This window comes from Shinella curvata (assembly GCF_022899935.1).
Lineage (GTDB): Bacteria > Pseudomonadota > Alphaproteobacteria > Rhizobiales > Rhizobiaceae > Shinella > Shinella curvata.
Genome location: NZ_JALJCJ010000002.1, coordinates 267,772 through 287,333, shown reverse-complemented (window position 1 = coordinate 287,333; position 19,562 = coordinate 267,772). Strand labels below are relative to the sequence as shown.

22 protein-coding genes are annotated in these 19,562 nt (G+C 64.4%); 9 read left to right on the top strand and 13 right to left on the bottom strand.

Going from position 1 to position 19,562, the window contains the following annotated elements; translation table 11 throughout:
* The first annotated feature begins 151 nt into the window (after window positions 1–151).
* The 3 genes from MUU55_RS07370 (at window position 152) to MUU55_RS07360 (ending at window position 2,310) form a co-directional block, all read left to right on the top strand.
* Window positions 152–391 carry a hypothetical protein gene (locus MUU55_RS07370; protein WP_244760133.1) on the top strand — a complete coding sequence of 80 codons (240 nt, stop codon included), beginning with the start codon at window positions 152–154 and terminating at the stop codon, window positions 389–391.
* Window positions 392–468: 77 nt separating this feature from the next.
* Window positions 469–1,740 carry a phosphoribosylamine--glycine ligase gene (gene purD, locus MUU55_RS07365; RefSeq protein ID WP_244760132.1) on the top strand — a complete coding sequence of 424 codons (1,272 nt, stop codon included), beginning with the start codon at window positions 469–471 and terminating at the stop codon, window positions 1,738–1,740.
* Between the two features lie 105 nt (window positions 1,741–1,845).
* Window positions 1,846–2,310 (top strand): plant virulence effector HPE1-like domain-containing protein, encoded by a 465-nt coding sequence (locus MUU55_RS07360; protein ID WP_244760131.1) that lies wholly within the window; start codon window positions 1,846–1,848, stop codon window positions 2,308–2,310.
* 100 nt (window positions 2,311–2,410) lie between these two features.
* On the opposite strand, the gene MUU55_RS07355 is transcribed toward MUU55_RS07360, so the two are convergent.
* From MUU55_RS07355 to MUU55_RS07340, 4 genes are all read right to left on the bottom strand, one after another.
* Window positions 2,411–2,896 carry a 2-thiouracil desulfurase family protein gene (locus MUU55_RS07355; protein WP_244760130.1) on the bottom strand — a complete coding sequence of 162 codons (486 nt, stop codon included), beginning with the start codon at window positions 2,894–2,896 and terminating at the stop codon, window positions 2,411–2,413.
* A 13-nt stretch (window positions 2,897–2,909) separates the two neighbouring features.
* Window positions 2,910–5,024 (bottom strand): glycine--tRNA ligase subunit beta, encoded by a 2,115-nt coding sequence (glyS, locus tag MUU55_RS07350; protein ID WP_244760129.1) that lies wholly within the window; start codon window positions 5,022–5,024, stop codon window positions 2,910–2,912.
* An 85-nt stretch (window positions 5,025–5,109) separates the two neighbouring features.
* Window positions 5,110–7,044 carry a DUF2207 domain-containing protein gene (locus MUU55_RS07345; RefSeq protein WP_244760128.1) on the bottom strand — a complete coding sequence of 645 codons (1,935 nt, stop codon included), beginning with the start codon at window positions 7,042–7,044 and terminating at the stop codon, window positions 5,110–5,112.
* Between the two features lie 15 nt (window positions 7,045–7,059).
* The gene (locus tag MUU55_RS07340) at window positions 7,060–7,608 is read right to left on the bottom strand and encodes a LemA family protein (protein WP_244760127.1); all 549 of its coding nucleotides are present in this window, start codon (window positions 7,606–7,608) and stop codon (window positions 7,060–7,062) included.
* A 198-nt stretch (window positions 7,609–7,806) separates the two neighbouring features.
* Between MUU55_RS07340 and MUU55_RS07335 the strand changes: the two genes are divergently transcribed.
* Window positions 7,807–8,004: a hypothetical protein gene (locus MUU55_RS07335; RefSeq protein ID WP_244760126.1), complete on the top strand. Its 198-nt coding sequence runs from the start codon at window positions 7,807–7,809 to the stop codon at window positions 8,002–8,004.
* A gap of 223 nt (window positions 8,005–8,227) precedes the next feature.
* Here the strand turns inward: MUU55_RS07335 and MUU55_RS07330 are convergent, their stop codons facing one another.
* From MUU55_RS07330 to MUU55_RS07295, 8 genes are all read right to left on the bottom strand, one after another.
* Window positions 8,228–9,187: a glycine--tRNA ligase subunit alpha gene (locus tag MUU55_RS07330; protein WP_244760125.1), complete on the bottom strand. Its 960-nt coding sequence runs from the start codon at window positions 9,185–9,187 to the stop codon at window positions 8,228–8,230.
* 92 nt (window positions 9,188–9,279) lie between these two features.
* A complete protein-coding gene (locus MUU55_RS07325) occupies window positions 9,280–10,359 on the bottom strand; it encodes a dTDP-glucose 4,6-dehydratase (protein WP_244760124.1) in 1,080 nt (359 codons plus the stop codon).
* 206 nt (window positions 10,360–10,565) lie between these two features.
* The gene (locus tag MUU55_RS07320; RefSeq protein WP_244760123.1) at window positions 10,566–10,757 is read right to left on the bottom strand and encodes a hypothetical protein; all 192 of its coding nucleotides are present in this window, start codon (window positions 10,755–10,757) and stop codon (window positions 10,566–10,568) included.
* A gap of 24 nt (window positions 10,758–10,781) precedes the next feature.
* Window positions 10,782–11,657 (bottom strand): S49 family peptidase, encoded by an 876-nt coding sequence (locus MUU55_RS07315; protein WP_244760122.1) that lies wholly within the window; start codon window positions 11,655–11,657, stop codon window positions 10,782–10,784.
* A gap of 63 nt (window positions 11,658–11,720) precedes the next feature.
* Window positions 11,721–12,041, bottom strand: a complete 321-nt coding sequence (locus MUU55_RS07310; RefSeq protein WP_244760121.1) for a type II toxin-antitoxin system RelE/ParE family toxin — start codon at window positions 12,039–12,041, stop codon at window positions 11,721–11,723.
* On the bottom strand, window positions 12,041–12,304 hold the full coding sequence (locus MUU55_RS07305; RefSeq protein WP_244760120.1) for a CopG family ribbon-helix-helix protein: 264 nt from the start codon (window positions 12,302–12,304) through the stop codon (window positions 12,041–12,043). Before MUU55_RS07305 ends, MUU55_RS07310 begins: the two co-directional genes overlap by 1 nt.
* 49 nt (window positions 12,305–12,353) lie before the next feature.
* Entirely contained in the window at window positions 12,354–13,148 is a 795-nt protein-coding gene (locus tag MUU55_RS07300) for a tRNA1(Val) (adenine(37)-N6)-methyltransferase (RefSeq protein ID WP_244760119.1), read from the bottom strand.
* On the bottom strand, window positions 13,145–13,366 hold the full coding sequence (locus tag MUU55_RS07295) for a putative signal transducing protein (protein ID WP_117368670.1): 222 nt from the start codon (window positions 13,364–13,366) through the stop codon (window positions 13,145–13,147). Before MUU55_RS07295 ends, MUU55_RS07300 begins: the two co-directional genes overlap by 4 nt.
* Window positions 13,367–13,474: 108 nt before the next feature.
* Between MUU55_RS07295 and MUU55_RS07290 the strand changes: the two genes are divergently transcribed.
* The 5 genes from MUU55_RS07290 to MUU55_RS29070 all read left to right on the top strand — a co-directional run bounded on the left by MUU55_RS07290 (window position 13,475) and on the right by MUU55_RS29070 (window position 19,010).
* Window positions 13,475–14,491, top strand: coding sequence for a polyprenyl synthetase family protein (locus MUU55_RS07290; RefSeq protein ID WP_244760118.1), 1,017 nt, complete (start codon window positions 13,475–13,477; stop codon window positions 14,489–14,491).
* 165 nt (window positions 14,492–14,656) lie between these two features.
* Window positions 14,657–16,501: a tetratricopeptide repeat protein gene (locus MUU55_RS07285; protein ID WP_244760117.1), complete on the top strand. Its 1,845-nt coding sequence runs from the start codon at window positions 14,657–14,659 to the stop codon at window positions 16,499–16,501.
* A 4-nt stretch (window positions 16,502–16,505) separates the two neighbouring features.
* A complete protein-coding gene (locus MUU55_RS07280; protein WP_244760116.1) occupies window positions 16,506–17,405 on the top strand; it encodes a 4-(cytidine 5'-diphospho)-2-C-methyl-D-erythritol kinase in 900 nt (299 codons plus the stop codon).
* Window positions 17,392–17,940 carry a molybdenum cofactor biosynthesis protein B gene (gene moaB, locus MUU55_RS07275; protein WP_244760115.1) on the top strand — a complete coding sequence of 183 codons (549 nt, stop codon included), beginning with the start codon at window positions 17,392–17,394 and terminating at the stop codon, window positions 17,938–17,940. Before MUU55_RS07280 ends, moaB begins: the two co-directional genes overlap by 14 nt.
* A gap of 77 nt (window positions 17,941–18,017) precedes the next feature.
* A complete protein-coding gene (locus MUU55_RS29070; protein WP_280518884.1) occupies window positions 18,018–19,010 on the top strand; it encodes a calcium-binding protein in 993 nt (330 codons plus the stop codon).
* A 2-nt stretch (window positions 19,011–19,012) separates the two neighbouring features.
* Here the strand turns inward: MUU55_RS29070 and MUU55_RS07265 are convergent, their stop codons facing one another.
* Window positions 19,013–19,546, bottom strand: coding sequence for a glycosyltransferase family protein (locus MUU55_RS07265; protein WP_244760114.1), 534 nt, complete (start codon window positions 19,544–19,546; stop codon window positions 19,013–19,015).
* Between the last annotated feature and the right edge of the window lie 16 nt (window positions 19,547–19,562).

Sequence of the window (19,562 nt, the reverse complement as noted above, 5' to 3'; positions counted from 1 at the left end):
CACCGGCCTACCCGCCGCGGGTCGCCGAACCTTCGATTTGCCTAGGATTAGCCGCGTTTCATTACCGTTTCGCTAACCATCCGTCGGGTGATGCGCGTCGGAACGATTCGCCTGCGCCGGTGTTTTATGGACGAGAACAGGGAGTATTCCTATGACCGTCAGCACGATGGAACTGAAACTCAACGCGATCCGCAGCGATACCGGCCTTTCCCGCAAGGAGAAGATCGCCAAGCTTGAGAAACTGCGCACCGAAGCCCGCGCCCTCCAGCGCGCCGCCACCGAAAGCGCCATGGTGGAGGACGACGGCTGGTACGAGGACGTGCACCTGATCGACACCGAACTGGAAAACCTCGGCCGCAGCGTGGAGGAAAAGGGCGCGGCGACCCTCTGAGACCCCGCAGCCCTTGATCTTTCGCCGCTTTGCCCTTAACCCGCCCTCACAACCAAGGACGGATCGAGGGTACGGGCATGAAGGTTCTGTTGATCGGATCGGGCGGACGCGAGCATGCACTCGCCTGGAAACTGGCGCAGTCCCCGCTCCTCGATACGCTCTATGCGGCGCCCGGCAATCCCGGCATCGCGGAATGCGCCACACTCGTCTCGCTCGACATCGATGACCACGCCGCCGTCGTTTCCTTCTGCCAGGAAAACGGTGTCGGCTTCGTCGTCGTCGGCCCGGAAGCCCCGCTGGTCGCCGGCATCGCCGATGTGCTGCGCGCCGCCGGCATCGCCGTCTTCGGCCCTTCCGCCGCCGCCGCCCAGCTCGAGGGTTCCAAGGGCTTCACCAAGGATCTCTGCGCGAAATATGACATTCCTACCGGCGCCTACCAGCGCTTCACCGATGCCGCTGCCGCCAAGGCCTATATCCAGGCCGAGGGTGCACCCATCGTGATCAAGGCGGACGGACTTGCGGCCGGCAAGGGCGTGACCGTGGCGATGACACTCGACGAGGCGCTGGCCGCCGTCGACGATTGCTTCGAAGGCGCCTTCGGCGCGGCCGGTGCGGAAGTCGTGGTCGAGGCCTTCCTCGATGGCGAGGAAGCAAGCTTCTTCTGCCTCTGCGACGGCGTGAACGCGCTGCCGCTCGCCTCCGCCCAGGACCACAAGCGCGTCGGCGACGGCGACACCGGCCCGAACACCGGCGGCATGGGCGCTTACTCCCCTGCCCCGGTCATGACGGCAGAGATGGTCGAGCGCACGATGAAGGAGATCATCGAGCCGACGATCCGCGGCATGGCAGCCGATGGCCATCCCTTTCAGGGTGTGCTCTTCGCCGGCCTGATGATCACGGCCAAGGGGCCTGAGCTTATCGAATACAACGTCCGTTTCGGCGATCCTGAATGCCAGGTGCTGATGATGCGCCTCGACAGCGACCTCCTGCCGATCCTGCACGCGGCGGCCATCGGCCGGCTCGACAAGGTTTCGGCAGAATGGCGTGATGCCCCGGCGCTAACGGTCGTCATGGCCTCCAGGGGCTATCCGGCCGTCTATGAAAAGAATACGCCGATCCGGTCCATTCCCGCCGATGACGCCGCGACCAAGGTGTTTCATGCCGGCACAGCCCTGAAGGACGGCCAGCTGGTTGCGACCGGCGGACGTGTGCTGAATGTTACGGCCGTCGCGCCGACGGTTGCCGCGGCACAGGCCGCAGCTTATCAGGCGCTCGACAAGGTCGAATGGGACAACGGCTTTTGCCGCCGCGATATCGGCTGGCGCGCCGTCGCCCGCGAACAGGCATGATCCGGGCGGTTAAAAACGCCCGGTAGTTCAAAGTTTACCATTTCCCCTGACGGGACCGTAACCGGCTGGCGCTATTCTCCCTGCAACCATGAGGGAGAACCTTTGATGCGTACCCTGCTGCCGACCCTTGCTCTGGTGCTCGCCGCCGCCCCCGCCTTCGCCGATTCGTTCGTTCCCACGGCCGGAACCGTCTCCGCCGGAAGTATTTCGAGCGTAAGCTGCACAAACTGCCCGGCACTGAAGCCCAAACGCGAAGCGGCCGACTACCACGTCGACGCGATCGAGCCGGGTACGCAGAAGGTCGAGATCCGCGAAGCCGACGGCGAGCGCAAGATTTTCCGCACCGAAGCCTGGATGGGCGGCTCGCCTGTACTCTTCGTCAGCAAGGCACCGGCTGAAACCGTACAGGCTGCCGATGCTGTGGCACCGGCGCAGGACACGACCGTCGCCATCGACGACACCGCCAAGACGAGCGCGCTCGACAGCGATACAGCGCATGCAGCCAAGACGGCGACGATGGCCTCTTCACGGGAGTTTGATCCGGCAGGGTTTGAATTGCGGGTCAACTGACCCCATATTGAAAGAACCCTGCCTCTCGGTCCCTCCAGACTGACAGGATTCCGCGCAAGCGGACGATGCGCCCCTGACCTCAAGCAGGGGCGTATTCGTGTCAGCCGATCGCATCCACGAGTTGGTCGACCTCGCGGTCGGAATAAACGGCGATGCCATTGCGCCGCAGAAGCGCTGCCGTCACCCCCTGCCCTGCATGCTTTTTTCCGGAAAACGAGCCGTCATAGACGAACCCGGAGCCACAGGACGGGCTGCCGTCGATCAACAACGCGTGACGGCAATCGTTCTCACGCGCCACATCGAGCGCGATGCGCGCGCCGTCGATATAGGCGGCGGAGACATCCCCACCGGAAATCTCCAGCACCCGCGCGCGCCCGTCGAGCACGTCGTCTCCGTCGAGACCGTTTTCGATTTCCGCCGGCGGCCGAGGCACCTGGAACCCGCCGGCAAGCTCCGGACAGAGCGTCACCAGCCGCCCTTCCGCCTTCCAGCGTTCGACGGCATCGTGGATCAGCGGCTTGGCCGAGCCGTTGTAACGGACCGGCAGGCCGGCAAGGCAGGCGCTGATGAGGATTTTCCCGACCATCAGCGCCCGTCCCTTACCCCGTGATCTTGGAGAAATCGGCAACCGTGCCGGTCGCCGAACGGATGGCGGCCAGCAATGCCAGGCGGTTGGCGCGGATCGCCGGGTCCTCGTCATTGACGAGCACGTCGGTGAAGAACTGGTCGACCGGGCCGCGCAGCGTCGAGAGCGCTTCCATGGCCGAGCGGAAGTCTTCCTTGGCGACGGCGCCGGCCGCATCCTTCGAGGCGCTTTCCACGGCGGCGTAGAGCGCCTTTTCCGCATCGAGCAGCAGGAGGGCGGGCGAAACGGCGCCATCGACGACGGTACCCTTCTTCTCCTCGGCGGCAAGAAGCTGCGTGGCGCGCTTGGTGCCGGCGAGCAGGTTCTGGCCCTCTTCCGAGGTGATGAAGGCCGTCAGCGCCTCGACGCGGCGGGCGACCATCAGGAGGTCATCGGCCTCGGGCGTCAGCACGGCGTCGATGAGATCGTGACGCGCGCCCATGTCGCGGAGATAGACCTTGAGGCGGTCGTGGAAGAAGGCGATGAGATCCGGGTCCTTCGCCACCGAAGCGAGCGGCAGACGGACATTCTTTTCCAGCAGCATGCGAATGACGCCAAGGGCGGCACGGCGCAGCGCATAGGGATCCTTCGAGCCGGTCGGCTTTTCGTCGATGGCCCAGAAACCGACAAGCGTATCCAGCTTGTCGGCGAGCGCCACGGTCAGGCCGACCTTCTCCGCGGGCAGACGGTCCGATGGGCCGTTCGGCTTCCAGTGGTCCTCGATCGCGGCCGCGACGGCGGCATCCTCACCCTGCAGCGCCGCGTATTTGCGACCCATGATGCCCTGCAGTTCCGGGAATTCGCCGACGGCTTCGGTACGCAGGTCCGCCTTGGCGAGCACCACGGCACGGTCAACGAGAGCCGGATCGGCACCGACGACGGGCGCGAGTTCGGCGGCGAGCTTGCGGATGCGTTCGACGCGAGCGCCCTGCGTGCCGAGCTTGGCGTGGAACGTCACGTTCAGCGCGTCGAGCTTGGCCATGCGCTGATCGAGCGGCTTGGCGAGATCGAGGTTGAATTTCGCGGCTGAGGCTTCGAGCGTTTCGAGATCGGGCAGGTTGCCCTGGTCGCGCAGCCAGAAGTGCTTGGCGTCCGACAGGCGGGCGCGCACGACCTTGCCGTTGCCGTGAACGATCTCCTTGCCGCCGTCCTTCGCCTCGATATTGGAGACGAGGATGAAGTGGTTGGAAAGCGTTTCGGCGCCCGGCTTGCGGGTGACGAAGCATTTCTGGTTCGTCTTGATGGTGAGGCGGATGATCTCCGAGGGGATCGCCAGGAACTCTTCCTCGAAGGTGCCCATCAGCACCTGCGGCCATTCGACGAGGCCGGAGACTTCCTCCAGCAGGCCCTCGTCCTCGACGAGTTCCAGGCCGTTGGCAAAGGCGATGTTGTTGGCGTCCGTGGCGATGATCTGCTTGCGGCGCTCGGCATCGAGCACGACCTTGGCCTTTTCGAGGCTCGAGACATAGTCCTCAAAGCGGCGAACCGTGATGGCCTCGGGCGCATGGAAGCGGTGGCCATAGGTAATATTGCCGGCGACGATGCCGCCAACCTCGAAGGGCACGACGCGCGTCTCTTCGGTTTCCGAGCCGAAGGTGCAGACGATCGATTGCAGCGGGCGCACCCACTGCAGCGAGCCGGGCTTGGCAGAGCCGGCGCCGGAGCGCATTGGCTTCGGCCAGGGGAAATTCCGTATGATGCCGGGCATCACGCCGGCAACGATCTCGTCGGCCGGGCGACCGGGCTTGACGACATGGGCAACGTAGAAATCGCCCTTCTTCGGATCCGAATGGACATGCGCCTCGGAAATCGAGGTGAGGCCCGCCTTGCGCAGGAAGCCCTGGATCGCCTGGTCGGGTGCCGACGTCGCCGGTCCCTTGATGTCCTCGCGCACATCGCTCGAACGGGCATTGAGGCCGCGGATGTCGAGCGTGAGGCGGCGCGGCGTCCAATATTCGCGCGCGCCCTCATAGGTCAGGCCCGCCTCGACCAGTGCATCGGTCAGGAGCTTCTTCAGGTCGCCTGCCGCCTTGCGCTGCATGCGGGCGGGAATTTCCTCGGAGCGGAGTTCAAGCAGAAGATCGGGCATAGGCGTTCACAAACATCTGATTTTTCAACTGGCCGGGGACTTAGCAAGCCCCGGCGCAAATGTCATCCGCTCAATGCCGAAAAGTCTACCAGCCGCCCCCGCCGCCACCGCCTCCGCCGCCACCGGAGGAACCGCCGCCGGAGGAGAAGCCGGAGGACGAGCTTTTCGGCGGATCGGGCAGCGAAGAGGTCATGGTACCAGCCATGGAGCCGGCAAAGCCGCCCATGCGATTGGAGAAGCTGCCGGAAGAAAAACTGTCGCCGTGATACCAGGCGGGGTGGTAGGTCGCCGCCGCGCCGGCCGCAGCCGCTGCCAGCAGCCAGCGGTCGAAGGTCTCGGCCCAGGGTTTTTCCACGCCGAGCGCCACGGCATAGGGCAGCAAGGTCTCGAAATGGCGCGGCGACATGTCCGGCGCACCGGCCATGTTCATGCGATCCTTTTCGGCCAGCGTCAGATATTGCCGCAGGCCCTCTATGCCATCCATCATCTTGCGACCGAGCGGGGTGGGTGCGCCCATCAGGAAGAAGAACACAAGATTGGTGACGAGGATGCCGCAGAGCGCGGCGAGCAGCGGCAGATGGCCATTCGCCGCCCCCGTCACGAAAAAGCCGATGGCGAGGCCGCCGAACACGGTGAGGAAGATGAAGCCGACGAAAGCGATGATGGCGACCGCGAAGATGCGCGCGCCGAGCGAGCGCGCCTGCCGCAGATTCTGGCCGAGCGCCACGGCGAAGATCGAGATGAAGACCGAGGCGAAGATGGGAACGACGACCAGCGCGATCCCCTCCTCCGGCAGCGCGCCGAAGATCAGCAGTGCCGCCAGGCAGACGAGCGACAGCAGCACGCCGCCGATCGCCTGCGGCCAGTTGGCGAGATAATATTTGCGGCGGTGTTCCCGCTCCATCGCCTCGCGAAAATCCTTGCCGAGCGTCTGTACGCGCTTGCCATTGGATTTTTCGATGACGAAGAGGCTGCCCTCGGCGCGCAGCGACGACATCAGGGTGGCCTCCCCTGTCGGCAGCGGCCCCTCGATGGGCTTGGCGGTGCGGGTGACGGTGATGGAGTTCTTGAGGTCCTTGAGCTCGACCAGCCCCTTGACCGCGAGGTTGAGGAAGGAGGCCGACACGGCCGTCCAGCCCTGCCCGCCGAACCCCTTCTCGTCGATATAGTTGACGAGCGCCGGCGACATGCCCTCCGGCGCATCCCAGCGCGGCACGACGACGCCGGCCGGCGGATCGCGGCCGACGGAGAGCCAGGCCCAGAGATAATATCCGACGACGAGGATCAAGCCGCCAAAGGCGAGAAAGAGGCTTTTGTTGTCCTGGAGGAACAGCATGCGTTCCTCCGCCGCCGTCGGCTTGGTTATGCTGCCGGTCGGCATCTTCACGCCGATCGTTAGCCCTTCCATGACGCCGAGCGGACGGGTGGTTTCGAACGTGGCCCGGTTGCCACGATTTTCCGCCCGCGCGTTCTTGTCCGTCGCGCCGAGCGGGCCGGTGAAATAGGTCAGCTCCTCCGCCTTCACGCCCTCCGGCAGGGTGACGGTCGCGGTCGCCTCACGGATCGGAAACGCCCATTCCGTGCCGGTGACGTTCCAGAACAGCTCGTCATGGCTGTCGAAGAAGCGGATCTGCCGTGTCGTCTCGTAGGTCAGGCGGTAATCGTGATAACCGGGATCGAGCAGCACATCGGCCGAGCCGAAATAGATGCGCACGCCGCGGCGGATGCTTTCCGTGTGATAGGGCTCCGGTTTACCGTCGCGTTCGACGCTCAGGATCTTGAAGCCGACCTGTAGTTCCCGGCCATTGGCATCGACGAAGGTGAGTGGGAAATCGCGATAAATGCCGCGCCGGATCTGGTTGCCCTCGGCATAGACGCGGATGACCTCCGTCACCGTCAGCGTGCCATTCTTCGCCACCCTGATATCGGAATCGTAGCGGTCGAAAAACTCCTCCGCCCGCGCCGCGCCGCCGACGAGAATGAACAAGCAAAGCGTCAGGAGCGCAGCAATCCGCGTCATGGAAAAGCTCCGGGATCAGAATTTGACAGTCGGAACGGCGCGGTCGGCCGGGTTGTCGATTTCGAAATAGGGCGCCTTGATGAATTTGAAGACGCTCGCCACGAGATTCGACGGGAAGCTTTCGACCTTGACGTTGAGATCGCGCGCTGCGCCGTTGTAGTAGCGCCGAGACATCTGGATCTCGCCTTCGGTGGTCTCCAGCGTTTGCTGCAATTCGGCGAAATTCTCGTTGGCCTTGAGGTCGGGATAGGCTTCGGCAAGCGCGAAGATGCGGCCGAGCGCCTGGCTCAGCATGCCCTCGGCGGCAGCGCGGCCGGCAACATCCCCCGCCGGCACGGCCTGGGCGCGGTTGCGCAGTTCCACGACCTTTTCCAACGTGTCCTTCTCGTGCGCAGCGTAGCCTTTCACCGTTTCGAGCAGGTTCGGGATCAGGTCGGCACGGCGCTTCAGCTGCACGTCGATGCCCGACCAGGCCTCTTCCTTGACTTGGCGCGCACGCACGAGGCCGTTGTAGATGATGATGGCGTAGATGACGACAACAGCCGCAATTGCCAGACCGATCATTGGGTTCTCCGCTCCTCTTTTCTCTCGCTGAAACTTAGCACTCGCCGCGCGGCAGGAAAGCCTTTTCCGAGCCGGCACCGGCAGCCGCTGCATCAATACGCACCGAGGCTCCCTGACCCTGTCACCGCGGGAACCGCGCGCGGACGCGCTTTGGCCGATAGTCGCTTCATCAACAACACAAACCTTGAAGCCACTGCCATGAAAGCCCTCGCCCTCACCCTCAACGTCCTCGGTTTCACCGCCCTGTTCTTCGCCTATACGATAGGCGCTTCGGTCGACCGTCCGACGGGTGTACGCCGGGCTCTCCAGACCTATGCTGGCCAGCTTCCCACCGGCGCCTTCCCCACCTTGAAGCCCGTCTGGGAACTCGGCGTGAAGGTCTCTTCGCAGGCTTGAGGGTTTTCCTCCCAAAGCAAAAAGCCATCCGGGCTTGCCGGATGGCTTTTTGCTAGGTAGCGCATGTGAGTGTCGCCTGGACGGCGCATCCCCTCTGTCGTCATCCTCGGGCTTGACCCGAGGATCCATCCACACCCGCTGAGTTTGCCGCGTGGATCCTCGGGTCAAGCCCGAGGATGACGGAGGAGAGGTGCGGCAGCGCCGGCAACAGAAAGACTGACCCTCAGGCCGCGTCCTTGGCCCAGTTCACGCCGCCGGCCTCGGTGAGCAGGAAGGCCTCGCCGCAGGCCTTGGCCAGCGTGCGCACGCGCAGGATATAGCTCTGGCGCTCGGTGACGGAAATCACGCCGCGCGCATCGAGCAGGTTGAAGACATGGCTGGCCTTGATGCACTGGTCATAGGCCGGCAGCACGCATTTGTGCAGGCGCTGGTTATCGGCATCACCGGGCGCACCGGCGGCGAGCAGCGCGATGCACTCCTTCTCCGCGTCGATGAAGTGGCGGTGCAGCATGGCGGTATCGGCGAATTCGAAGTTGTGGCGGGAATATTCCTGCTCGGCCTGCAGAAAGACGTCGCCATAGGTGATCTTCTCGTCGCCTTCGCGGCCGTTGAAGTTCAGGTCGTAGACATTGTCGACGCCCTGCACATACATGGCAAGACGTTCAAGCCCGTAGGTCAGCTCGCCGGCGACCGGCGCGCATTCGATGCCGCAGACCTGCTGGAAATAGGTGAACTGCGAGACTTCCATGCCGTCGCACCAGCATTCCCAGCCCAGCCCCCAGGCGCCGAGCGTCGGGCTTTCCCAGTCGTCTTCCACGAAGCGCACGTCATGCAGCAGCGGATCGAGGCCGATCGCTGCGAGCGAGCCGAGGTAAAGCTCTTGCAGGTTCGACGGGTTCGGCTTCAGGATGACCTGATACTGGTAATAGTGCTGAAGACGGTTCGGGTTTTCACCATAGCGACCGTCCGACGGACGGCGCGAGGGCTGCACATAGGCCGCGCGCCAAGGCTTCGGGCCAAGCGCGCGCAGCGTGGTCGCCGGGTGGAACGTGCCGGCGCCGACTTCCATGTCGTAAGGCTGGAGAACCGCGCAACCCTTGTCCGCCCAGTAGTTGTGCAGCGTCAGGATCAGCCCCTGGAAGGAGCGGGTCGGGTTCATGTGATCAGGCAGGGCAGAGGTCATCGGCGTCGATCCGGGCATTCTTTGAAAAGCTGGCGGACTGGTGCCACGATGCGGCCGGGGGGTCAAGCGTTTCGGGCAGGCGCCCGTCCCCCTCAGTGCCTCTCAAGCGAACGGAACAGGCCGGATCCAGCCGCCTGTGTCACCGCCTGCACGCGCTGCGGCGCGAGATCCGGAACATTGCGGATCTGCCGGCGCAGGCCAGGCGGAATGCGCGCGCCATACCAAGCCGCAAGGGCCGGCAGCTCGCGCCGCAGCGACCCCTTCGCCTCCCAGCCGAGCGCCTTCAGGGCACGCGTATCGAGCGGCGGGCGGCTGACATTTTCGGGGCGGCCGGTCACGAAGTTGACGCCGGAGACCGGCTCCTGCACGGCATCGAGCACCATGCGGGCGACCGTCAGGATATCGAAGAGCTCATCGCCGGCGACATTGTAGGTGGCGTTTTCCGCCCCCTTTGTCACGACCGTGCGCAGTGCGGCACAGAAATCCGCCATGGTGACGAAGGCGCGCATCTGGGCGCCGTCGCCATGCACTGGCAGCGGCCGGCCGACGGCGGCAAGTTCCAGGAAGCGCGGCAGCAGCTTTTCCACGTTCTGGCGCGTGCCGATAACATTGACCGGGCGCAGCACGCGGATATCGACGCCGAAGGAGCGGGTAAGGCCCGCGATCAACATTTCCGCAGCAGCCTTGGAGGCGCCGTGCGGATTGTCGGGCAAGAGCGGCGCGAGTTCGCCGACCGGCGCGCCATTGCCGCCCGCGCCGGCGCCATAGACTTCCGCCGAGCTGATATGGATCATCAGCGGCACGCGGCGGCGGCCCATCGCCTCCACCAGCACCTGCGTGCCGAGCGCATTGGCCAGCGTAAAGCGTTCCGGCACGGAAAAGGCACGCTCGACATGGCTTTCGCCGGCGGCATGCACGACGAGGTCGGCATCCTTCAGGACTTCGGTGACGAGATCGAGATTGCCGACATCGCCCTCCTGCAGCGTCACGCGGCCGGAGCGGAAGGCACCGTCGAGATGCGCCATGTCGGCGGCGTAGGTGAAGCTGTCGAGCACGCGGATGCGGGCATTCGGGCAGTGGTGCAGCAGGTCGTCGACGATATGCGAGCCAAGGAAGCCAGCGCCACCGGTCACGACGATGGTGCGGATCCGGTCGAGGTCGAGCGAGGCCATGATGTTACTCCGATCACTGCATGCATAGGCGGGCCGCATCATGCGACCTTTGCCGTTAGATCGGCCTTCCTGCGCGCGGGAGCAAGCAAAACCCTGGGGTGCGGCAGTGTAAATCCGGCATTAACCTTACGAGGCTTGGTTAATGTGCCAGGCCGGCACGGAGACGGTCTTTTTCCATTCCAGCAACGGCACGGATCGTGCCGAAACTAGTCGTCGTCGCGGCGCAGGCGGTATTCGCCGGTTTTCGGATCCTTGACGAGCGTGCCCGTCGCGCCGGTCTGGCGTTCCTCTTCGGCACGCTTGCGCAACCGGGAGAGCCGCTCGGCATCGGCGACGAATTTGCGATAGCCGAACCAGGCAAGGCCGACGACCAGAAGCAGAAAGATGATCTGGGCCATCGCCCCTCCCCCAAGAATCTTGTTTTAGCCGGAAAGCCCGAAACGGCCCCACAGCGCTTTTTCTTCCGCGAGATCGGCGACCGCCGCAACGCCGGCCGAGCCTATACGCCCGGCCATGTCCTCGGAAAGCCCCCCGACGCCCGGCGCCTTGCGACCAAACAGCCCTTTTGGCGCAGCGACGAGTTCGAGGCGGGTCTTTTCGCCATAACGCTTCTTCAGTTCCGAGCGCATGTCGGCAAGGCCGTCGATCAGGCCGAGCGACAGGCCGCGAACGCCTGTCCAGAACAGGCCGGAGAACAGATCCGGATCGTCGGCCAGCTTGCCGGCACGGCGCGTCTTGACCATGTCGATGAAGACCTGGTGGATTTCGAGCTGGAGCGTCTTGAGATAGTCGATCTCGTGCTCCTTTTCCGGCTGGAACGGATCGAGGATCGCCTTGTTGGTACCGGCCGTATAGACGCGGCGCTCGACGCCGATCTTCTTCAGCATTTCCGGGAAACCGAAACCGCCGGAAACGACGCCGATCGAGCCGACAATGGAGGTCGGATCGGCAAAGATCTCATCGCCCGCCAGCGCAATCATATAGCCGCCGGAAGCCGCAACGTCCTCGACGAAGACGAAGACGCGCTTGCGTTTTTCCTCGGCAAGATCACGGATGCGCTGAAAAATCAGCCGCGACTGCACCGGCGAACCGCCGGGGGAATTGATGGAGATCGCGACGGCCGGTGCGTCCTTGTAGGAAAACGCCTTTTCAAGTGCTGCGGAGGCGGTCGCGAGATTGAGCGCCGGCCGGAACTGGCTGCCGCCCGCCATGATCGCGCCGTGCAGCCTGACGACCGGGATCGCCACGCCCTGCTTGCGGAATCTCTTCGGCACCAGCGTCTTCAAAAATCCGGCCATCGCGCGTGTCGTCTCCTGTTGAATTGCCCGGCTGATGTATGCACGAGTGGAGAAAACACAAGATCAGGGCACTTCGTAATCCGTATCGTCGTCAACCGGCAGGCCAGGTTCGGCCTGGCGCCCGTGGCGCACAAGCAAGATCAGCACCGCATCTGCCATCAGTTCATAGTCGGCCCGGTAGTCACCAAAGACGATGCGATGGACGCCGGCCAAAGGGATGTCTTCGCGCAAAAATCCCGATCGCGGAAACCGCACCAGCTGGCTGCCGAGCCGCGAGATACTCGCGCGAAAAGCCGCAACGGCCGCCGGGTTTCGGTCGCGCAGATAGCGTATTTCCTGTTCGATAAAAATCTTGGCCGGCGGCGCGAGGAGCACCTTTCGCATCAGGCGGCGTCGCCAGGAAGCGTCCGATCGAGGTCGGCAAGAAGGTCGTCGAGCCCCGTCGCCCCCTCCTCGGCAGCGGCTCGCCGGGCCGCGTCGAGATCGAGGATATCCTGCCCCTCGGCGGCGAGATACGCCTTCATCGCCCGCACCATGACCCAACTGCGTGAACGGCCGGAAATGCGTGCAACGGCTTCGATGGCATCAAGCACATCATTTGGCAGGCGCAGAGTGATCGGATCCGAAAGGCTTCTTTGATTTTCCATAGAAAACCCCATCATTTGTAATACAGGGTCCTCCATTGTCCGCTGATTGTCAACGCGGCAGGCGCTTGTACGCCGCAAGCCCGTTGTTGAGGTCGTTGACGAAGGGGATGAAGTCGTGGCGGCCGGGTTCGTGCATGACGAGCGGCATGCGCAGGGCGAGTTTGGTGCGCGAGCCCTTGACGGCGGTGACGAGGATGCGCAGCGCCGGTTCGCCGTCGCGGGCGTGCAGCGCGGTGATCTCGATGCCGCCGAAGCGGCGGCCGCAGGCGGCGATGATCTCGGCGATGGATTGCGGGCGGGCGATCAGCGAGAGCTGGCCGCCGGGTTTCATGATGGCGCCGGCCGTCTTGATCCAGCGCTCGAAGAGGTCGTGCTCCATGGCATGCGCCTCGGCCTTCAGGGCATCGGGCGTGCGGCTGTCGATGCGGTCGTTGAAGGGCGGGTTCATGATGACGTGGTCGTAGGCGTCATCCGTCAGACCGGCTTCGAGACGCGCCTTGCCGGAAAGGCCGACATCGGCTTCCAGCACGGAAACACGCGGCGCGAAGGCGGCGTTAAGAGAAAGCGCCAGCGTCTTGCGGGCGAAGCCGGCCATCAGCGGCGAGCGCTCGACGAGCAGCACCTCGGCCGTTTCGATGCGGGCGGCGACTGCGAGACCGGCAGCACCCGCGCCCGCGCCGAGATCAGCGACGCGCATCTGGCCATTGCCGGCGACGAGCGCCGCCAGCAGCATGGCATCCATACCCGAGCGGTGGCCGATGCCCTTCGGCTGCACCAGATGGAAACGGCCGTAGTGGAAGGCGTCGACGGTCTCGGTGACGGGCTTTTGCGCCGCTTCGCTCACGCGCGCAGCTCCGCTTCCAACCCCGCATCCTTGAGGATGCGCCGCGCCTCGGTCTCGCGGTCGATCTCGACGAGGAAGCGGCGCGGCAGCATGCCGAGCGAGCCTTCCAATATGCTCATGCCCTCGTCGGCGATCAGGCAATGGATGCCCGCTTCTTTCATCAGGCTTTCCGCGAAGGAGAGCAGGACGGCGTCGTTGGTGCGGATCAGTTCGATCATTCCGGTCGTTTTCCAGCCATAATTAGGGAGGCGGGACAATTCGCCTCTTGCCGCAGGAAGCCCCGCTTTCTATTGTCTTTCAACAAAAATGAACAGGAGTCCGGGCATTTGGGCGTCGTGATACCGCTTGAAGAAGGCAAAAACAAACAGGCATCGGTGAAGCCGCTGGTGGACCTGACCAAGGCCGACATGGAGCGGGTGAACCAGCTGATCCTGTCGAAAGCCGGCTCCGACGTGCAGATGATCCCGGAGGTCGCCAACCACCTGATCTCCTCGGGGGGAAAACGCCTGCGCCCGATGCTGACGCTCGCCTCCGCCTCGATGTTCGGCTATGATGGCGACCATCACATCAAGCTCGCGACCAGCGTCGAGTTCATGCACACGGCAACTTTGCTGCATGACGACGTGGTCGATGAAAGCGACCTGCGCCGCGGAAAATCCACCGCCCGCATGATCTGGGGCAACCAGGCAAGCGTGCTGGTCGGCGATTTCCTGCTCGGCCAGGCTTTCAAGATGATGGTCGAGGTCGGGTCTCTCGAGGCACTGGATGTTCTCTCGACCGCCGCGACCGTGATCGCCGAGGGCGAGGTGCTCCAGCTCTCCGTCGCCAAGAACATGGAAACGACTGAGGACGACTATCTCCAGGTCATCCGCGCCAAGACGGCAGCGCTCTTCGCCGCCGCCGCCGAAGTCGGCCCGATCGTCTCCAACACCAGCAAAGCCGAGCGCAACGCGCTGAAGAGCTACGGCATGAATCTCGGCCTCGCCTTCCAGCTGGTCGACGACGCGCTGGACTATGGCGGCAAGGCGGCCGATCTGGGCAAGAACACCGGCGACGATTTCCGCGAAGGCAAGATCACGCTGCCGGTCATCCTCGCCTGGCGGCGCGGCACGGCGGAGGACCGCGCCTTCTGGCGCGAGGCCATCGAAGGCGGCCAGAGCGATGATGCCAATCTCGAGCGCGCCTTTGCGCTCATCTCGCGCTACAATGGTCTTTCCGACACAATCGCCCGCGCGCAGCATTACGGCATGATCGCCCGCGACGCGCTGGCGCCGCTCCCGGCCTCGCCCTGGAAGGATGCGCTGCTCGAAGTCATCGACTTCTGCATCTCGCGCGTCAGCTGATCCGATAGACCCAAAAGCGGGCGGCAGGATTTTCTTGCCGCACCGCGCCAAAAAAGCCATTCTCTGCCGTCATGAGTCCTTGCCTGATTTGGGCGCCATCGTGGCATGATTTGTCATGCGTGGTTTCCGGGGCTTCTTTCATACCTGCTGGCGAAAGGCATTTTGATGCGGCATTCCCTCCTCCTCCGGCTCCTCTCCGGCGTCGCGCTCGCGGCCAGCATCGCGCTGACCGGCCCTCTCGCGGCCCTCGCGGAAGAAAAGCCCGCAGCGGTCGCCGCCGCCGAAGAAACGCCGTTCGACCCGTTGAGCGTCAACACCTTCTCCGGCGCCTTCCTCGCCGCCCGCACGGCGGATTTCGACAAGGACTATGAGACTGCCGTGGCGCTCTACAAGATCGCCTTGCAGTTTGATGCCACCAATGCCGACGTCAAGCAGCGCCTGATGGTGACGCAGCTGATGAACGGCGACTTCGAGGAAGGCGTGAAGCTCGCCGACGCCCTCAAGAACGACCCGGCCGTCGAGCGCATCACCGCTGTCGTTCGCGGCATGGAGGCGATCCGCAAGCGCGAATACAAATCCGCCGAAAAGATCCTCGTCTACAAAGGCCCGAACGATCTCGACAAGATGATGAACGACCTTCTGCTCGCCTGGGCCAAATTCGGCGACGGCAAGCCGAAGGATGCGCTCAAGCTGATCAGCGGGATGGAGGGGCCGGAATGGCTCGCCATCTTCAAGAATTATCATGCCGGTGCGCTCGCCGCCGCCGCCGGTGACAAATCGACAGCCCGCGCGCGGCTGAACGAGGCGATCCTCGACCGCAATGGCGCCAGTGCCGCCCCCGACACGTTCCTGCGCGCCGTGATGGCGCTTGCCCGCCTGGAGGCGCGCGAAGGCAACAAGCAGAAGGCGCTCGACGCCGTCGCCGTCGGCGACAATTTCATCACCAGCTATGCGCCGCTCAAGGCGCTGCGCCAGAGCATCGAATCGGGCGAAAAGCAGGAACAGCAGGTCCGCACCGCAGCCCAGGGTGCCGCCGCCGTGCTCTTCTCCATCGGCGGCGCGCTCAACCGCGACGGCGCGGAGGACATCGTTTCGCTCTACCTGCAGACGGCCCGCGCGCTCGATCCCGACAGCGACGACATGCTGGTGCTGCTCGGCGGCCTTGCCGAAAACCAGAAGAAGCCGGAGCGCGCCATCGAATATTACCGCGCCGTGCCGGAAAAATCGCCGATGCGCCGGATTTCCGAGCTGCAGCTTGGCCTGAACCTCGCCGATACCGGCAAGGTGCCGGAGGCCAAGAAGCATCTGCAGGAACTGATCGACGCCGACCCGTCCGATCTGCGCAGCTATCTGGCGCTCGGCAGCGTGCTGTCCGACGCCAAGGACTACAGGGCGATGGCAACGCTCTACGACAAGGCGGCCGAGGTTATTGGTGCCGTGCCGCAGCGCAACCACTGGAGCATCTTCTTCCAGCGCGCCATCGCGCATGAGCGCCTGAAGGAATGGGACAAGGCCGAGCCGAACTTCCGCAAGGCGCTGGAGCTCAATCCGGACCAGCCGCAGGTGCTGAACTATCTCGGTTATTCCTGGGTCGACATGAACCGGAACCTCGACGAGGGTCTGGACATGATCCGCAAAGCCGTGAGCCTCAAGCCCGATGACGGCTACATCGTCGATTCGCTCGGCTGGGCCTATTTCCGCCTCGGCCGTTTCGACGACGCGGTGGCGGAACTCGAGCGCGCCGCCGAACTCAAGGCCGGCGATCCCACGATCAACGACCACCTCGGAGACGCCTATTGGCGCGTTGGCCGTAAACTGGAAGCGACCTTCCAGTGGAACCGCGCGCTCGGTCTGAAGCCGGAAGAAGCGGAAATCCCGAAGATCAAGCTGAAGGTCGAAAACGGCCTGCCGGAGCTGAAGAAGACCGAACCTGCCTCCGCCGAGGCGAAGGACGAAAAGCCGGTGCAGAACCCTTCTCCCGAGGGCACGGCGGTCGATCGCAAGTCCTGAGCGCATGCAGGTCGTAGATAGCCTTTCAGGCTTTGCCGTCGTCGAACAGGCGCCGGCAAAGATAAACCTCGCGCTCTGCGTCGTCGGGCAGCGCGAGGATGGCTATCATCTGCTCGACAGCCTGGTCACCTTCACCGCCTTCGGTGATCGTCTGGGCCTTTCCTCCGCTCCGGAAGACCGTTTCACCATCTCCGGCCGCTTCGGCGCAGCCCTGGACGCCGATGACGACAACTTGGTGACCCGTGCGCGCGACCGGTTGCGCAGGGCGCTTGCCGAACAGGGGCAGGACGCCCCGCCCGTTCACATCCATCTCGAAAAAAACCTGCCGATCGCATCCGGCATCGGCGGCGGCTCGGCGGATGCGGCGGCGGCGCTGCGCGGTCTTCTGACCCTCTGGCGGGGCACTCTGCCGCAAAGCGTGCTCGACGCCATCGCTATCGGCCTCGGCGCCGACGTGCCGATGTGTCTCGCCGGCCGCCCGCTCATCGCCTGTGGCATCGGCGAGGAGATCACGCCCGTCGCCCTTCCGGCAATGCCCATCGTGCTCGCCAACCCGCTGGTCGGCGTCTCGACGCCCGCCGTCTTCAAGGCACTTGCCTGCCGAGATAATCCGCCGCTGGATCTGGAAGCCCGCCCCGCCGATTGGCTGAGTGCCCTTGCGCGCCTGCGCAACGATCTGGAACCTCCCGCTCGCCAGCTCTGCCCGGACATAGCCGTCATCGCAGACGGCCTTGCCGCGACCGATGCGCGCGTGGTGCGCATGTCCGGTTCCGGCGCGACCTGCTTCGCGCTATATCCTTCCATGGAGGCGGCGGAAGCGGCGGCGGCCGCACTCAAGCAAAAACACCCGCACTGGTTCTTCGCCGCCACGATCACACTTGGAGACGTCGATGGCGAAGCTTGACGAAACGCGGCCCTTCCTTCCCGTCGGCATCGCCGTCCTGACTGTCTCCGACACGCGCAGCCTTTCCGATGATCGCTCCGGCGACACGCTTGCCGCCCGCATCGCAGAGGCCGGCCATCGGCTTGCCGCCCGCGCCATCGTCAGGGACGATGTGGCCGAGATCCGCGCGCAGGTGGAAGCCTGGACCCGCGACGACGCCATCGACGTGGTGATCACGACCGGCGGCACAGGTTTCACCGGCCGCGACGTGACGCCGGAAGCATTGGAACCGATCTTCGAAAAGCGCATGGACGGCTTTTCCGAAGTGTTTCATCGTATTTCCTACGACAAGATCGGCACCTCGACGATCCAGTCGCGCGCGACGGGCGGCGTCACCAACGCCACCTTCATCTTCGTGCTGCCGGGCTCGCCCGGCGCCTGCAAGGATGCCTGGGACGGGATTCTGAAGGCGCAGCTCGACTATCGTCACATGCCCTGCAACTTCGTGGAAATCATGCCGCGCCTCGACGAACACCTGAAGCGTTCTGCCGGCTGACCTGTTCCATTGGGAACTGCGCCGGTTTCCAGGCTCTCCTATAAAGCCTTCGACACAGAGAGCTTGGGAGAGCGCACATGGCACGCACGATCACCGGAACCGGCAACGCAGACCGCATCGTCCAGGGCGGCAATATCAACAACACCGACCTGACGATCCGCGCGCTCAGCGGCAATGACACGATCATTCTCGATCGTTCCGACGATTTCGGCGGCCGCAACTTCGTCAATGCGGGCGCCGGCAACGACAATGTTGTCAACGCCAAGGAAGACGGCAACGTCATCCTGCTCGGCAGCGGCAACGACACCTATGTCGGCACGGGCTTCGCCTCCTTTTCCAGCGAGCGCGCAGATTTCCTCAAGGCCGGTGCCGGCAACGACACGATCGTCGTCAGCACCTTCAAGAGCACCTATCTGGGCGAAAGCGGCAACGACCGCTTCTTCTCGGTCGGCCAGCAGAACACATTCAACGGCGGCAAGGGCGTGGATTCCATCAGCTATCTGCCCCGCGACGACGACAATGTGGTCGGCGGTTCCGGCGTCGGCATCGACTTGCAGCAAGGGATCGCCCAGACCGGCGCCAACCGCTTCGAACAGCTGATCAGCATCGAGAGAGCCGAAGGCACGAATGCCGACGACGCCATCTTCGGCTCGCGCGTCGCCAATGTGCTGAAAGGCCTTGGCGGTAACGACGCCCTGGCGGGCCGCGCCGGCAATGATGTGCTCGTCGGCGGGCGCGGCACGGATCTGCTTCAGGGCGATGCCGGCGCTGACCGTTTCGACTTCAACTCCCGTCTGGAAAGTGTGGCGGGCGACGGCCGTGACGTCATCCTCGACTTCAACCACGGTGAACGCGACAGGATCGACCTGCGCGGCATCGACGCCGTTTCCGGTCAAGCCGGCAATCAGGCCTTCAGCTTCATCGGTGCGAACGCCTTCTCCGAAAAGGCGGGCGAGCTGCGCTTCAAGGACGGCATCGTCTCCGGCGACATCAACGGCGACGGCCGTGCCGATCTGGAAATCGAAGTGCGCGGCGTGGACAGCCTGCTGAAGGGCGACTTCCTTCTTTGAAACTAGCGGGCCATCTCGGCCCGCAAGGCCTTCACCGCCCAAGCCGGCACGATCTCGGCGACCATTGCGCGCACGCCGGCTCCCTTTGCCATATCCGCAAGCGTCATGCCCGAACGCACGGTAGCGGAGGCATGGCGCTTGCTGACGAGATAACCTAGTTCCAGCGGCGCCCTGCGCCGGCCGAACCGCTGGAAAAACGGCCTGCGGTGGCTGCGCGCGCCGAGAAACCGCGCCGGATGGCCGTTGATCGCCACATGGTCGACGACCGCATCCACCCAGCCGGCTAGCGGCCGTGCTCCAGGCTCCAGAAGCAGCAGCCAATCGCCCCGTGCCGAACGCACCACGTCCTTCATGTCCCAGCTCGTCAGGAAACGGCAGCCGGCGGCGTCCGCCACCCTGGAGGAGCCGTCGCGTGACCCATGGTCGAGCACGATCACATCCCGCACCACACCCTCGACAGCACCGGCCACCAGCGCCGATAGGGTCTGCGCCAGCTCCGCCTCGTTGTCCCGGCATTCCATGATGATTGTCAGCATGCCCCTTCAATACCGC